The sequence below is a fragment of the Sphingobacterium multivorum genome (assembly GCF_900457465.1).
Lineage (GTDB): Bacteria > Bacteroidota > Bacteroidia > Sphingobacteriales > Sphingobacteriaceae > Sphingobacterium > Sphingobacterium multivorum.
Genome location: NZ_UAUU01000009.1, coordinates 719,558 through 735,055 on the forward strand (window position 1 = coordinate 719,558; position 15,498 = coordinate 735,055).

Annotated in this window: 11 protein-coding genes; 10 read left to right on the top strand and 1 reads right to left on the bottom strand. The window is 40.0% G+C overall.

The annotated features are described in order from the left end of the window. Nucleotides 1-627 precede the first annotated feature (627 nt). From DTA23_RS14630 to DTA23_RS14655, 6 genes are all read left to right on the top strand, one after another. Complete coding sequence (locus tag DTA23_RS14630) at nt 628-1,812, top strand: Pycsar system effector family protein (RefSeq protein WP_236560325.1); 1,185 nt, start codon at nt 628-630, stop codon at nt 1,810-1,812. A gap of 161 nt (nt 1,813-1,973) precedes the next feature. Continuing rightward, on the top strand, nt 1,974-4,061 hold the full coding sequence (ppk1, locus tag DTA23_RS14635; RefSeq protein ID WP_112375126.1) for a polyphosphate kinase 1: 2,088 nt from the start codon (nt 1,974-1,976) through the stop codon (nt 4,059-4,061). A gap of 55 nt (nt 4,062-4,116) precedes the next feature. Continuing rightward, nucleotides 4,117-5,013 carry a hypothetical protein gene (locus DTA23_RS14640; RefSeq protein WP_236560327.1) on the top strand — a complete coding sequence of 299 codons (897 nt, stop codon included), beginning with the start codon at nt 4,117-4,119 and terminating at the stop codon, nt 5,011-5,013. 2 nt (nt 5,014-5,015) lie between these two features. After that, nucleotides 5,016-7,616, top strand: coding sequence for a BamA/TamA family outer membrane protein (locus tag DTA23_RS14645; protein ID WP_112375128.1), 2,601 nt, complete (start codon nt 5,016-5,018; stop codon nt 7,614-7,616). An 11-nt stretch (nt 7,617-7,627) separates the two neighbouring features. Continuing rightward, entirely contained in the window at nt 7,628-9,991 is a 2,364-nt protein-coding gene (locus DTA23_RS14650) for a GAF domain-containing protein (RefSeq protein ID WP_112375129.1), read from the top strand. A gap of 96 nt (nt 9,992-10,087) precedes the next feature. Next, nucleotides 10,088-10,699: a trimeric intracellular cation channel family protein gene (locus DTA23_RS14655; RefSeq protein ID WP_070562817.1), complete on the top strand. Its 612-nt coding sequence runs from the start codon at nt 10,088-10,090 to the stop codon at nt 10,697-10,699. Between the two features lie 122 nt (nt 10,700-10,821). On the opposite strand, the gene def is transcribed toward DTA23_RS14655, so the two are convergent. Beyond that, a complete protein-coding gene (gene def, locus DTA23_RS14660) occupies nt 10,822-11,403 on the bottom strand; it encodes a peptide deformylase (RefSeq protein ID WP_112375130.1) in 582 nt (193 codons plus the stop codon). Nucleotides 11,404-11,667: 264 nt separating this feature from the next. Between def and DTA23_RS14665 the strand changes: the two genes are divergently transcribed. From DTA23_RS14665 to DTA23_RS14680, 4 genes are all read left to right on the top strand, one after another. Continuing rightward, entirely contained in the window at nt 11,668-12,447 is a 780-nt protein-coding gene (locus tag DTA23_RS14665; RefSeq protein WP_146753077.1) for a hypothetical protein, read from the top strand. Between the two features lie 64 nt (nt 12,448-12,511). Beyond that, nucleotides 12,512-13,684 carry a Gfo/Idh/MocA family protein gene (locus DTA23_RS14670; RefSeq protein ID WP_112375132.1) on the top strand — a complete coding sequence of 391 codons (1,173 nt, stop codon included), beginning with the start codon at nt 12,512-12,514 and terminating at the stop codon, nt 13,682-13,684. After that, nucleotides 13,681-14,580 (top strand): tRNA (adenosine(37)-N6)-dimethylallyltransferase MiaA, encoded by a 900-nt coding sequence (gene miaA / locus DTA23_RS14675; protein ID WP_112375133.1) that lies wholly within the window; start codon nt 13,681-13,683, stop codon nt 14,578-14,580. The genes DTA23_RS14670 and miaA overlap by 4 nt, the downstream gene beginning before the upstream one ends. A 69-nt stretch (nt 14,581-14,649) precedes the next feature. Next, nucleotides 14,650-15,495 (top strand): GLPGLI family protein, encoded by an 846-nt coding sequence (locus tag DTA23_RS14680; RefSeq protein ID WP_112375134.1) that lies wholly within the window; start codon nt 14,650-14,652, stop codon nt 15,493-15,495. Nucleotides 15,496-15,498: the final 3 nt, after the last annotated feature.

Here is a 15,498-nt window from a genome sequence, read left to right on the forward strand (position 1 = left end):
TACACCGCGAATACGTGCTAAACCCGAGGTGAGTCTGCGTTGAGTCCGAGTCAGGCACGCAGTAAGCCCTGTCACGCTATGCTCCCCCCTTGAACTGTCCTTAGAGTGGCTTTCGGAGCGGAATGAAAACTGGATAAACACTGGATAATGACTAAAAAGCGCTATATGCCCGAAGAAACACAGCATAAAAAGGGCTAAAAAAGCATTTCGCCCTACTGATTTCCCGCATCGGCCTCAGCATAGGATCGAATCAGGATCCAGTTTAGAAACCTATTTCGAATTCTGGACGCCCTATCTTATCGTTTTTACCTATCGACGGTATTAATCTGAAACATGCTCAATGACCGCCTTAGTAAATGTTTGCTCGAGTATTATAGGCTTTACCTAGGTTTCCTTGATTAGCATTAGTCTGGGTACTCTTTTAGTAAAAGCTAAATATTTCATCCGATTAGCGGTCTGCTTTAAGAACAATTCATCTACTTATATAACAGTCAATTTTACAACTACTGGAATAACGCTTTTTTCAGTAAATTTGATCTAGGTTAATAAATAACAAAAAAGAAGACCTTATTTTTAAGAAATTAAAGATATTAAATACTTTTATTGCAAATAAAACCATATTGGTCCATGATAGATTATGCTCAGCTTTTAAAACAGGTAGAAGAATATGCTGAAACTTATATTACAGAAAATATTTCAGTTTGCCATTGTTTTCACAATACGATACACACACGTTCTGTTGTACGTGCGGCGGAGGAGATTTCATCGTACTATAAACTAGGAGAGGAGGATCACTTTATTGTCATTAGTGCCGCCTTCTTTCATGATCTCGGCTACGTAAAATCTGACAATGCTATTGGTCATGAAAAGAGAAGTGTCGAAATTGCTTTAAATTTCCTCCAGGACAAAGGCATACCGGAAGCCATACAGGAAAAAATCAAAGGTTGTATTTTAGCAACGAGAATGCCTCAGGATCCTACAAATCTGCTGGAGCAAATTCTCTGCGACGCAGACCTATTTCATTTTGGGAATGAGGATTTCGTCAACAGAAACAAACTGATGAAAGCCGAAGCTGAAGCAGTACTAGGGAAGGAGATCGATAAAGACGTATGGCGGGCCGGCACAATCAAACTATTAATGAGCCATCATTACCATACTGAATATGCGCAACAAAAGCTTAATGCCAAAAAGGAGATGAATCTAAAAGAACTGGAGAAAAAACAGGAGAAATCTATCTCAAAAAATAAAGAAAGTAAAAAGGAAGACAAAAAGGAAAAAGAGAAAGGCAGTAAGCCAGAACGTGGGATAGAAACAATGTTCCGGATTACGTCCTCAAACAATCAGCGACTAAGCGACATGGCAGACAATAAGGCCAACATCCTCTTAACGGTCAATTCTATTATCCTTTCTGTCGTGATTGCTGTCTTATTTCGGAAACTAGATGCCAACGAGCACCTGATTATCCCAACAATTATCTTAACTACAGCCGTGGTAGCAACCATGGTCATGGCCATACTATCAACGATACCCAAAATTCCGTCGGGTAAATTCTCAAAGGAGGAAATCGAACAGAAATCAGTCAATCTTCTCTTTTTTGGAAATTTTTACAAAATGAAACTCGACGATTATAACGATGGTATGCAGAAGGTAATGGTCGACTCGGAATTTCTATATGGCATGCTCACCAAGGATGTTTATTCGCAAGGTGTGGTATTAGGACGAAAATATAAGCTTCTACGATACGCCTATGGAATTTTTATGTTTGGACTTGTTATATCGGTTGTTTCTTTTGTCGCCGCAACCATATTTTAATGCAATACTATAAAAACAGTGAAATATTTCAGCATCATGTTTTCCAAACTTTCTTTTTTATTTAAAAAGATGCCGCCTTTAGATCAATCATTAGCTACCAATAGATAGCATCATTATTAATGTTGTTGTAAGCACGTTGCCATAACCATAAATTTATACGGATGAAGAAGAAAGATCTTTATATCAACAGAGACATCAGCTGGTTATCGTTCAATGACCGGGTACTTGACCAAGCCGCTCGTGAGGAGGTACCTTTACTGGAAAAACTACAGTTTCTCGCTATTTTCTCATCCAATCTGGATGAATTTTATCGTGTTAGAATGCCTGTACTAATGGCTTGGAAAAAAATAATGAAGCAAAATCCGGGACAGCTCATTCCGAACATCGATATTGGCACATATAAAAAAGCGTCAAAAACCATCAACAAACAACAGGAAAAATTTGGCTTAATACTAGCTGATATTATCCAAGAATTAGCAAAAGAAAATATATCCTTTATCTACAACCAAGCTATTCCAGCAGAAATAAAAGACCTCGCAGCTCAATATTTCTTTAGTACAATTGCCTCCTACCTCCAAATTATACCAATTGATGATACTTCTTTTTTTCCGATCAACAATCAGCTCTACTTCGTCGTTACAGACGACAATACTGGAGTGGTATTCTTTCTAAATGTCCCTTCAAATCATATTGGCCGCTTTTTCACCTGTGAGATCAATGGGAATAAATATGTCGTACTCATCGATGATATTATCAAAGCATTTTTTCCTGAAGCCATAAGAAATACATCATTAAATTTCTATTCCTTTAAAATCACAAGGGATGCGGAATTAAATCTCCAAGATGAATTTGAGGGTGATATTGCCAAAAAAATTGAGACGGAAGTCAATAAACGTGATCTTGGCTATGCGACACGCTTTCTATTCCAGCCAAATCTGCCAAAACAGCTGATTGAAACATTGGCAACACTATTTGATCTGCGAAAAAGTAGCATTGTCGAAGGCGGAAACTATCACAATCTGAAAGATCTATTTTCATTTCCGATTAAAACAGCAGAACTTTCTTATCCAAAACAGCTGCAAATCAATAAGAATCAGAATTTCAGGGAATCTATCTTTGACCAAATAGACCGAGAGGATCTGTTGGTCTGCACGCCCTATGAATCGTTCGATCCCATACTACGTTTTTTTAATGAGGCCGCAATAGATCCAACCGTAGATGAGATTTACACGACCTTATACCGTATCGCCGGTGATTCGCATATTGCACAAGCGCTGGCTACCGCAGCAAAAAATGGGAAAAGAGTCAATGTATTTGTCGAATTGAAAGCGCGCTTTGATGAAGCGAATAATATACATTGGGCTCGATTAATGAAAGAACAGGGCGTCAAAATCACGTATAGCATCCCCAATTTAAAAGTACATGCCAAAATAGCGCTCGTCAAACGCAAAGAGGGTCGAGAAAGTGCTTTATTAGGCACAGGAAATCTAAATGAAAAAACGGCGAAGGTCTACACGGACTACTTCCTTATGACCTCAAATAAACTATTGACCAACGAATTAGACATGCTATTCGAGTTTTTACCAGCTCGGAGAAAACCCCATCATCCAAATGAGCTGTCTTTTAACCATCTATTAATTGCACAGTTCAATCTCAAACATACATTTTTATCCCTGATAGACAAGACCATCCAAGCAGCTAAAGACGGAGACAGCGCTACAATAAAAATTAAATTAAACAATCTGGAAGAAGAATCGTTAATCAATAAATTGTATGAGGCGAGCCGGGCAGGGGTAAAACTGCAATTATTGGTCAGAGGAATCTGTAGACTAAAACCACAAGTACCCGGATTGAGCGACAACATTGTCGTGAAACGGATTGTAGGACGATATTTAGAACATGGCAGAATATTTATTTTTCAATATCAAGCACAAACGAGCGCGTATCTGGGCTCTGCAGACTGGATGAACCGTAACATCTACCGACGTATAGAAACTTGCTTTCCATTGCTGAATCTAACATTAGCACATCAAATACAAGAGCTATTCGATATTCAGTTTGCAGACGACACCGAAGCAACTTTACTGGATGAACACGGACAAAATCAGGCAATAGAAACACAGCAGAAAAATGTTTCTCCAGCAACAAATCCTTCATTATTTGAAAGGCAACATGAGACAATAGGGCTATTCAACAAGGCAGCTCATTACAACAAGAACAGCCTAAAAGCCCAACAATATAATCATTGAACGTAAGCTCATTCAGAAACCGGATGGCTTCCTCAATTTAAAATTTAATCATATAATGATGAAAAATCCCACGATATTGACAACTATGGCATTAGGTTTTGCTTCTGTTATTTTTCTCGCCTGCAATCCGAATAATACAACCAAGGAAAATAACAACAAGCTCGCTCATGTTCAAGCTGAAAAACAGCAACAAATACCCTATACATTATCTTCGGGCATAAAGATGAGTTTGCCCGACGAATTGTTAGAAATATCCGGAATAGCTTTTCTCGCGGGACAGGATGACGATATTTATGCCATTCAAGATGAGCAGGGCTTTCTTTATAAATTTAACAAACCGACACAAAAAGTTACGTTCAACCCTTTTGGAAAAGATGGCGACTATGAGGACATCTCGATAAGCAATACACATTTCTTTATTTTAAAGAGCAATGGTAGCATCTATTCCTTTCCCATTGCCGAAAAGGACGATATAAAAAACGTGGTCGAACAGAAAAATTTACTTCCAAAAGGAGAGTATGAAGGGCTTTTTGTTGACCGCGAAAGCAACCAGGCATACGTATTATGTAAAGAATGTAAGGTCGACAGAAAACAATCGCAAACCTCGGGTTATGTCTTTTCAATTGACGAGCGTGGTCAATTTCAGCCGAAGGGAGAATTTGCCATCCAGCTTGATGAACTTCATGCATTTGATGCTAAAATTAAGAAAACGTTCAAACCCTCGGCGTTAGCTAAAAAAGCAGACAGCAAGGAATGGTATATCTTATCTTCTGTAGACAAAGCTCTTGTTGTAACCGATGAGAATTTTCATGTGAAATCACTCTCTCCATTAGACCCGAAGATCTTCCCTCAACCTGAAGGCATTAACTTTGATTCAAAATTTAATCTTTACATCAGCAGCGAAGCCGGTAATCAGGATAAAGGGATCATTTATAAATTTGAACAAAAATAGGCATGCAAAAGGTAGTACCATTCTTTCTTATTTTTCTTGCTAGTCATGCTTATTCACAACAAAAGCATACACAGTCCCCTGCACATCAGGGCAAATCCTTTGCTCAAACCGTTATCAAGGACAGTTTAAGCATCGTTGCAAATGCAAAATATGGTAAAGCCAGTAAATTCAAGAAGTTCTTCCTTGGCGAAAATTACCGCAAAGAATGGGCCGCGGAAACCACCTTGCCTTTGCTTCAGCTTTCAACCTTGTACGGGGGACTGCATCCTGTCAAACAGGGCGGCGGGATGCAATCGGTTTCCCTACGACTTACGGATTCAATCGGTCGGGAATGGGCACTACGTTCGGTCAATAAAAGGACTGAATCCCTCATACCTGAAGAGCTCCATGGGACCTTTGTACAGGATGTCTTAGACGATGCCACCAGCGCCCAGCATCCCTATTCCGCACTTATGATCCCTGCTTTGGCAAATGCCGTGAACGTCCCCCATGCCCATCCCATCATCGGCGTTGTTGCACAAGACAGCATATTGGGGGAATACGCACCGCTTTTTGAGCATACGGTGGCTTTACTAGAAGAACGCGAACCACTTGGTGATTCAGACAACAGCCCCAAAGCTGTCCGAAAACTACAGGAAGATAACGATGATAACTTTAAGGCTAAGGCATATCTGCGCGCAAGAATGCTGGATGTACTGGTAAGCGATTGGGATCGACACGAGGATCAATGGCGTTGGTATAATGAAAATCAGGATAGCACAGATCACGATAAAGACTACATTCCTATTCCCCGCGATCGGGATCAGGCGCTGCGTGTCACACAAGGTTTTCTGATGAAAGATATCTATCAGCAATTTGTCAACCCAGTCATGCAAGGTTTTACGACGGGTATTCCCAATATTCGCTATTCTTTATTTAAATCGCGTTTTTTAAATGCCCATCCGAGCAACCAGCTTTCTCACAAGGAATGGACCAAAGAGGTCAAGCAATTTGTAGCACGTCTCACAGATTCGGTATTATGGGAGTCGGTACGTAGCCTGCCACAGTCGTCCATTGCTATTCGTGGGGAACAAATTTTTAAAACACTTCAAAGCCGTCGTGATGCTCTACCCTCAGCGATGGAAGAGTATTATAATTTCATCAATAACATTGTCGATATTCACCTCAGCGACAAAAACGAAAAAGTAGAAATACACAGCACGGAAAATAAAAACCTGAAAGTCAAAGTTTCGAAGATCAATAAAGATGGTAAGGTCACCAAAGCATTGATGGACAAAACCTATAAAGAGCGCCTAACAAAAGAAATTCGTCTCTATTTAGGTGAGGGAAAAGACTCTGTTGTCATCGATAACGCAAATTCTCCGATTAAACTCCGAATTATTGGAGATAGCACGCCAAAGACTTATGTTATCAACGAAAGCAAATCGAAAATACAGCTTTACGAGAATACCAAAAACTCCACTTTACTGGGTGAGAAGAACAAAATAAAGCTTCATTATGCACAAGATAGTACCAACACGCAATTTGTTCCTGTAAACCTATATAACACCTGGCTTCCTCTGGTGACTGCGGGTTATAATGCTGATGACGGTTTTTCGCTCGGGCTGGGGGCTGCTTATACACATCAGCGTGGATTTAGAAAAAATCCTTTTACGTATAAGCAACAACTGACTGTAGCAACAGCCTTCCGGACCGGAGCTTATAAAATTCACTATAGAGGCGAATGGATAGCTGTTGTCGGGGATGCAGATCTTGTTGTCGATGCGCTAGCAAAAGCTCCTGACAACACGCAAAACTTCTTCGGTGTAGGTAATAACTCGCTCTTCTTAAAGGAACAGTATGGTGCAAAATATTACAGAAGCAGATTCAATATTTTCAATATCAATCCGCAGTTAAGATGGAAACCTTCATCTACGTTAAGCTTTGCCGTAGGTCCGCATATCCAATTTTACCACTTAGATCCGATTGAGAATGAAGATCGATTTATTTTAAATCCCAAAGCTTTACATTCTTACGATAGTTTATCGATTACCAAAGACAAAACTTTTGCAGGTATCAATGCATTTTTAACACAAGACTCCCGTAATCGAAAGATTAACCCAAGTAAAGGGCTATATATTGAAGCCGCTTTGAATTCCTATTTTGGACTCAATCCGTACTCAAAAAATTCAGCGCAGTTAAGTGCCGCAATAACCGGCTATTTCAGTGCATTCAATGAAGGCATTATATTCGCCAATAGAACGGGAGGGGGGATCGTTGTCGGGAACCCTACATTTTATCAATATTTATTTCTAGGTGGCCATGAAAATCTCAGAGGATTTCGCCAATATCGATTTGCGGGGCAACAGATGCTGTATAATAACCTAGAGGCCCGTGTTAAAGTACTTGATGTCAAAAGCTATGTTCTTCCAGGTGAATTCGGACTAATGACCATGTATGATATTGGAAAAGTATGGGCAAAGGGCTATAACAGTGACAAGTTTCATCAAGGTGTGGGTGGGGGTATTTATTACATCGTCGCCAATGCACTTCCTTTGCATTTTGTCATGACGAAATCCAATGAAGGCTGGTATCCCTATTTCAGCACAGGTTTCCGCTTTTAAAATTTCGATCCATGGAGATAAAGAAAGTACAACTCACAACGGCAAAAAACGCCAATACGTATACAAATGGCAGGCTAGACTTTGAACCATTTTTCAAATACCTGGAATCTTTTATTGAAAATGGCACTTCATCGGATGAAATGATTCCTTTGTTTGCGTTGGAACGCATCAAAGAAATTGAACATCTCAACGGCAAACTCTGCAAGCAGAATCTCAATGCCTATAAAGATATTCTGCAATTGATTTATAGCCTCTCCGTATCGTTGATTGACACTGCTCCAAAAAGGTACTGGGCACTCACAACAGCCTTAGCAGAAGAAGCCTTCTATGGAACCGAAGCCTTTTTCGACCTATCTAGCCATCAGCTTGTGGAGCAAGAAATGCAAGGGAAGATGCGTGCCGGAAGCCTTCTTACGAATCAAGAAAAGCTCTTTTATACCCTCATCTTCGATAGACTCTATGGCTTTTCTCCCAATGAAAACAGCAGCATTGTTTATCATCACCTCGATGATCAGGGGGAGATTATTGATTATTACGATTTAGACATCGATTTTAAATTTGTTGAGATCAAAGCAAAAAAAACATTGCCGGCACTTGATATAGGTCGTTTATCGGAAAACCCCAGTGATTCCATTTTTGACTGGAATACCGTTATCAACACCGTTAAACTGGAAGATTTTGAGTTATCGGGCTTTAGCATGGTGACTTTCAGAAAGACCAGTACAGAACATACCTTACGGCGAATCCAGTCCATCCTCCTGGATTTGCCTACATACAATTACCACCTCTTTTTAGCTGATTTAGAAAAGATCATCAAACCGCTATTAAAGGGGCCTGATACCGTATTTAGTCTATTTCCGCTGTTCCAATTAAATGGGGTACCATTTTTCGATTATTCAATCACCAATAAAAGCATCTTGTTTGCTGAAGCGTATACCGCCAATAAAACCTTTAAGATCGATCCTGAAATCGCAGGTTACCTGAAGCATCCGCATGTGATATTTTATACAAGTAATGCGACGAATGGTATCCGGAATACCACGTCCGTTTTCGACGAGCGGATTAGCTTGTCGGGGGTAACGACCTATTTGTGTATTCCACTTATTCATAATCATTCTCTTTCAGGCATATTGGAAATATACAACCGTGAACAAGATCAGCTCGACAATGAAACTATGCAAGCCTTAGGTTCTCTGGTTCCGCTTTTATCACAACTAGCTCAGGATATCACCCTGGAATTTAAAAAACGTATCGACGATATCATCATTAACCGATTTACGACAATACAGTCCTCGGTTCAGTGGAAATTTAACCATATCGCGGCCCAGTACATTCAGGAACTGGAAAACGATAGTCAGGATGCCCATATTAAAGCGGTTGTATTTGAAGAAGTCTATCCGCTCTATGGTGCTGTCGATGTCAAAGACTCTACGATCATACGAAACGCCTCTATTCTCAAAGACTTTAGCTTCAAGGTCAAACAGCTCGCCATGCTTATTGATGAGCTCTCGTTAGACGGAAAGCACAAATTGATTATGACTTTTTCAGCACGGGTCGATCAAATTACAGAATCTCTTGACCATATCTCTTTTGATGAATCGATGGTCAAGATCATTGAGTTCTTCAGAAAAGATGTGCAGCCATTTTTAGAAGAAGCCAGAAAGCAATTCCCATCAAAAATAGCGGTGATTGAGCATTATGCGAAGCATTTTTTCACCAATCGGGACACCGGGGAGTTTTATCGGAATGAGTTTGAAACTTCTCTACGTCAGATCAATCAATTGATCAGTAGAGAACTGGATCATTTCAATAGCTTCATCCAGGGAAATTATCCGTCTTATTTTCAAAAGTTCAGGACAGACGGTATTGAATATGACATTTATATCGGCGAATCCATTACGCCCCAACAATCGTTCAGCTACGAATTCATCAATGTATTTAGGCGTCAGCAAATTGTTTCGATGGCCAGAATTGCGCTGAAAGCATACCATGCGAAAGATACGCTGCCACTGGCTTTAGAAACAACACAACTGATTTTCATCAACCCACATAGCATTGATATCAGCTTCCGGGAAGATGAAAGGAGGTTTGATGTCGAGGGATCGCTCAATATCCGTTATGAAATCATCAAAAAGAGGATAGACAAAATTCGGATAAAGCGAACCAAAGAACGACTTACCCAGGTCAATAAAATTGCTATTGTCTATTTATCGGATGAAATCCTGGAGGATCTCATGCTAAGTATACAGGCAATCTATGACATGGGCATTATTGAGCATACCATCGAACATTTAAAATTGGAAGATGTACAAGGAATTGCGGGGTTGAAAGCAATTCGCCTTTCGGTGAATTTAAACTATCAAGATTTCTCCTAAATTTGTCCAATAAAGGGAAGTTTATCCCCGTTGATATAGGCTAAATGGGACAATGTCAGATGGAGGATTTAACATATTGATTTAAAAAGGATTACCATGATTACTGATGCCAACTATTTTTATCTAAGCGATTTGCTTGGCACTTTATTTTTTGCAATATCGGGTACCCTGTCGGCAAAACGTAAAGATATTGATATTTTTGGGGCAGCCTTTTTAGGGTTTGTGACAGCCATTGGCGGTGGATCGATGCGGGATGTATTTTTGAATCTACGCCCAGTATGGGTCAATGATAGCAATTATCTCATCGCTATTTTCCTCGGAATTTTAATTGCCATTATCTTCAATAAACAGTTGTATGGTTATTATCGTACGTTGACACTTTTTGATGCCATCGGAATTAGCTTTTTTACCATCCTTGGGGTACAAAAATCACTCAACTACGAAAGCAATACCTATGCTGCCATTATCTTTGGAATGTTCACCGCGGTATGTGGGGGGATGACACGCGATGTGCTACTCAACGAAACCCCACTAATCTTTAAAAAAGAAGTATATGCTACGGCCTGTTTAGGTGGAGGGCTCACATATATCTTGCTGGTGCACCTTGATCTCGACCTCTCCTGGGCGGCATTTATTGGGGCTGCTGTTGTCTTTTTAATACGAATGACAGCCGTTAAATATCGTTTGTATTTACCCCGCTTGGATTGAGGAAAGTCCCTCTTAGCACGTAAACTTTCTAGAACACGTCACACTGGATGACCGAATCCATATTAAAAATGGATTAAAAGACGGACTAGAAGGAAGCGACAAAGAAAAAGCGTTAGTATGAACTAACGCTTTTTCTTTTGCTGTGGGAATTTCATTTTATAACCAACACGAATATTTCCTTTCGCGATAGCATCCAATCGACCTTTTAGCATCGTCTTCTTCAAGGCACTCAATTTGTCGGTAAATAGTTTACCTTCAATATGATCATATTCGTGCTGTACCACTCGGGCAGCCAAACCTGTTAAGTCTACTTCATGCTCTTCAAAGTTCTCATCTAAGTAATTGATGCGAATATTCCGGTGACGCAATACGTCCTCATTAATATCTGGGATACTTAGACAGCCTTCACCGAAAGCCCATTTTTCACCAGACTCCTCAACCATGATGGGATTGATGAAAACTTTTTTGAACGATTGGAGCATTTCTTTGTTTTCTTCATCATCTTCTGCGAAAGAAGTTGCATCGATAACGAACATACGTATAGGCAAACCTACCTGTGGAGCTGCCAAGCCAACACCATGCGCTGCATACATGGTATCGAACATATCATCAATCAATTTCTTTAAATCTGGATAGTCTTCATCTATTTCTTCAGCGACCTTTCTTAATACAGGATCGCCATACGCCACTATCGGAAGTTTCATATGTATTATAATTATTTATAAGTGCCGATACTCATTTCTACCTGAGCTCGTTACACGCTGTTTGCTTTTAAAGTCACTTGGCGCCTGTTGTAATTTTAGCACGTTTTTATTTTAGATCATGTCAGGCTAATTGCTCATCCTGAGTCATTGTACTTTTTTAACAAGGATACGCTGTCGCTCCATTATATTCTTGGGTACAAAGGTACGGATAATTATTAAAAGTGAATATTTCGTCAAAACTTCCATAAAAGTTACTTTTGTTTTATGAATCCTTCGTTTATAAATTTGTCGACACAGTTCAAGCTTAGGCTAGAGCAAGCTCTTGAAGTTTCATTAGCGCTTTGTCATGTTGATAGATTTATACAAATATCATCTCCGGAATTAACAATTAACATTTTACTATACCCTCACGAGAAATCCGTGAGACGTGATACTTCCGATCCTTGTATTCATATCGATGAAGACCAATTAATAACAAAGTTTGATTTGATCGTCAGGCGCATTGTTTCTAGAACAAAAAATGACAAACGCATTTACGCCCGTAATACTGTCGTTGCCCGGATCGACAAAAGAACGAGTTTACAGTTCCTCGTGGAACATCATTTACAAACCGCTCTTCCCGGCAAGTATCGTTATGGCCTTTATGAACAGGGAGAGCTTGTTGCGGTCGCGGTATTCTCTGGAGGGCGCCGAATGTTGGATAAAGATGAAGATTATCGCTCATTTGAACTATTACGCTTTTGTAATAAAACAGGTATTAATGTCATAGGGGGCCTTAGCAAATTAATTAAAGCCTTTTGTAGCGATTTCTCGCCAGGAGACATTATGACTTTCACCGACCGTGATTGGAGCCAACATTCTTCGCTCGAAAAAATTGGGTTTGTTGCGAAGGAAATAACTGCACCTATCAACTTTTGGATAGCAGAGACAAAAAGATATGTTTATCGCAATACAGAAGAGCTAAAGATATTAATGGAACAATATCCGAATGGCTTTCCAAAGGAAAATATGGGCAGCATCAAGATGATTTTATATGTAAAATAAGCTAAATTGTGTATATTGTACACTGTAAGGGTTTGAAAAATAAATAATCAAAAATAATAACGTTATGAAGAGAAAACTTCGCATGGGTATGGTCGGAGGCGGAAACGATGCCTTTATTGGCGCTGTACACCGTATTGCTGCTTTTATGGATGGCAAGATTGAACTGGTTTGTGGTGCATTTAGTATTGATCCACAGATTTCAAAACAATCTGGAGAAGACTTATTTGTAGCTCCTGAGCGTGTCTATCTAAACTATGAAGAGATGATCGAAAAAGAATCTTTGCTTCCTGAAGGCGAGCGTATGGATTTTGTAACGATCGTAACCCCCAATTTTCTACACTTTGCTCCAGCTAAATTAGCGCTAGAAAAAGGTTTTGATGTTGTTGTTGAAAAACCAATGACAGTATCTGTTGAAGAAGCAAAAGAATTACAGGAAACAATAGAGCGCACAGGCCGCACACTGTGTCTTACGCATACGTATTCCGGCTACCCGATGGTTAAACAAGCCAAAGCGATGGTCAAAGAAGGCCACTTCGGTAAGATCAGAAAGATTGTGGTTGAGTATCCACAGGGTTGGTTAAGCCGACTAACAGAACGCGAAGGTAATGCCGGGGCCGCTTGGCGTGCAGATCCGAAACGCTCAGGTAAATCGTTGGTTATGGGTGATATCGGTACCCATGCTGCGCATTTAGCGGAATATGTATCGGGGTTAAAAATCCAAGAACTATGTGCAGACCTCACAACATTTGTTGAAGGTCGTCTATTGGATGACGATGGCTCGGTGCTTTTGCGTTTCGAAAATGGTGCTAAAGGTGTATTAATGGCTTCGCAAATTTCAGCCGGAGAAGAAAATGCCGTTCGTATCCGTATCTACGGTGAAAAAGGTGGATTGGAATGGGCAAATGAGGATCCGAACAATTTAATCATCAAGATGCTTGATCAGCCTCGTCAGCTTTATCGCACAGGAAATGCTTACGCAGCGCCTTATACGTTGAGTTCTTTTGCAACACATAATACCCGCGTACCAGCAGGTCACCCAGAGGGCTTATTGGAATCATTTGCGAATATCTACCGTAATTTTGCGGCAACAGTTACGGCAAAACGTGAAGGACAAATTCCGACAGCTGAACAACAAGATTTTCCAACAGTTTACGATGGCGTAAGAGGCATGGCTTTTATCGATACTGTCGTAAAAAATAACGAAGGAACAGAAAAATGGACTAAATTTGTTCTGTGATAGACAGATTAAAATATACACTTTCTCTTTTGGAACAGCAAACCGTTCCGAAAGAGAAAGTTATCGTTATCTTAGGACCTACAGCTTCAGGAAAGACGAAACTAGCCGTTCAACTGGCGCAACGCATCAATGCTGAAATCATCAGTGGAGATTCCCGCCAAATCTATAAAAGAATGGACATCGGTACGGGAAAAGATCTATCGGAATATCAAGATATTCCCTATCATCTTATCGACACCCATGAACCGGGAGAACGCTATCATCTCGGAAACTTTATCGCTGACTTCCATCAAGCTCGACAATCCATTCTAGAAAGGGGAAAACATACTATCCTTTGTGGTGGTACAGGCTTATATATCCAAAGTGTAATCCAACAAAATCCATATGCGTTGATCCCATCGATCGAAGGGCTCAAGGAGTCATTACTTCCCCTCCCAGAGACAGAGTTGTTAAAACGCCTTCGGGAATATACACTACCCGCGAATTTCCAAATCGATCTTTCGACCAAAAAACGTATCATCCGCGCAATAGAAATATTAGCATTTTTAGATACTCACCCCGATCACATCGCTCAGCAACAAACGGTAGATAGCATCGTTATCGGATTAAATCCGTCAGTGGAAATCCGACGCGAACACATTAGCCAAAGATTAAAACAACGATTGAATGATGGCTTATTAGCAGAAGTGGCAAAACTCCTGACCGAAGGGATTACACACGAACAGCTTCAATACTATGGTTTGGAGTATAAATATGCTTCTCTCCATCTCCTTGGACAGCTCGATTACCCGGCCTTTACCAAAAAATTGGAGATAGAAATACATCGCTATGCCAAAAGGCAAATGACTTACTTCCGAAAAATGGAAAAAGACGGTATAATTATCCATTGGGTTTAAAAAAAATAACAATTGTTCTCTATCATAAAAAAAATTTCATATTTTTAAAAGAACCTTATAACAATTGTGATGAGAACATTATCGCTTATTTTTGCACTGCTTGTCTGTGCCCTATTTTCATTGAAAGCACAAGAAAAAGTTATCGCCGAAGTTCATTATCAATTTAAACATAACAACGATACGACCAAAAATGCGGTACAGCTAACGGATGAAACAGTCACCTATCTCGGTAAAGAAAGTAGTCTCTATAGAACCTACTCAGATATTCTCGTCAAACAACAGTTAGATGCCAAAACTGCAGCTCAAGATTTTGACGGCAATTTAACGTTAAAAATGCCTGCTAGTCCCCCGGTTCTGGATGGATACATTATTTATCCTTCTTTAAAAAAGACCATTCATATAGCGGGAATATCGTCTCCGGCAGATGCTTATTCATGCGAAGCTCCCTACGAAAGCCAGGACTGGGAAATAACAGATGAAACTAAAACTATCGGTGGATACCTTTGTCAAAAGGCCACATGTCGATTTAAAGGAAGGGATTACACGGCTTGGTTTACGACAGAACTGCCATTTTCTTTTGGACCATGGAAGCTACATGGACTACCGGGGCTTATTCTTTCGGTACAAGATTCCAAAAACGACGTCAGCTGGGAATATGCCGGCTTTCAAAAACAACCTTCGGACCAATCACTTCGAATTGAGCCTTCAAAAAGTGTTATACCCGCAAAAAAAGAGGAAATTCAAAGACTAAAAACGGCATTTAAAGAGAATCCCAGCGCCTATTATGAAACACTTGGGGCAACTGGTCGCGCAAACCCTTTTCAGATCGATTATTCTAAAGTTCAAATCAGCTTCGATGTTCAAGGTCAAGCCCCTTCAACACAAACAAACAATCCTATCGAATTAGCGCCATAGTTT

Excerpts from the sequence above, each read along its gene's own strand:
- ppk1 (WP_112375126.1), top strand. The coding sequence starts at position 1,974 with ATGAAGAAGAAAGATCTTTATATCAACAGAGACATCAGCTGGTTATCG.
- DTA23_RS14670 (WP_112375132.1), top strand. The coding sequence starts at position 12,512 with ATGAAGAGAAAACTTCGCATGGGTATGGTCGGAGGCGGAAACGATGCC.
- DTA23_RS14650 (WP_112375129.1), top strand. The coding sequence starts at position 7,628 with ATGGAGATAAAGAAAGTACAACTCACAACGGCAAAAAACGCCAATACG.
- DTA23_RS14665 (WP_146753077.1), top strand. The coding sequence starts at position 11,668 with ATGAATCCTTCGTTTATAAATTTGTCGACACAGTTCAAGCTTAGGCTA.
- DTA23_RS14655 (WP_070562817.1), top strand. The coding sequence starts at position 10,088 with ATGATTACTGATGCCAACTATTTTTATCTAAGCGATTTGCTTGGCACT.
- def (WP_112375130.1), bottom strand. The coding sequence starts at position 11,403 with ATGAAACTTCCGATAGTGGCGTATGGCGATCCTGTATTAAGAAAGGTC.
- DTA23_RS14680 (WP_112375134.1), top strand. The coding sequence starts at position 14,650 with ATGAGAACATTATCGCTTATTTTTGCACTGCTTGTCTGTGCCCTATTT.
- DTA23_RS14630 (WP_236560325.1), top strand. The coding sequence starts at position 628 with ATGATAGATTATGCTCAGCTTTTAAAACAGGTAGAAGAATATGCTGAA.
- DTA23_RS14645 (WP_112375128.1), top strand. The coding sequence starts at position 5,016 with ATGCAAAAGGTAGTACCATTCTTTCTTATTTTTCTTGCTAGTCATGCT.
- DTA23_RS14640 (WP_236560327.1), top strand. The coding sequence starts at position 4,117 with ATGATGAAAAATCCCACGATATTGACAACTATGGCATTAGGTTTTGCT.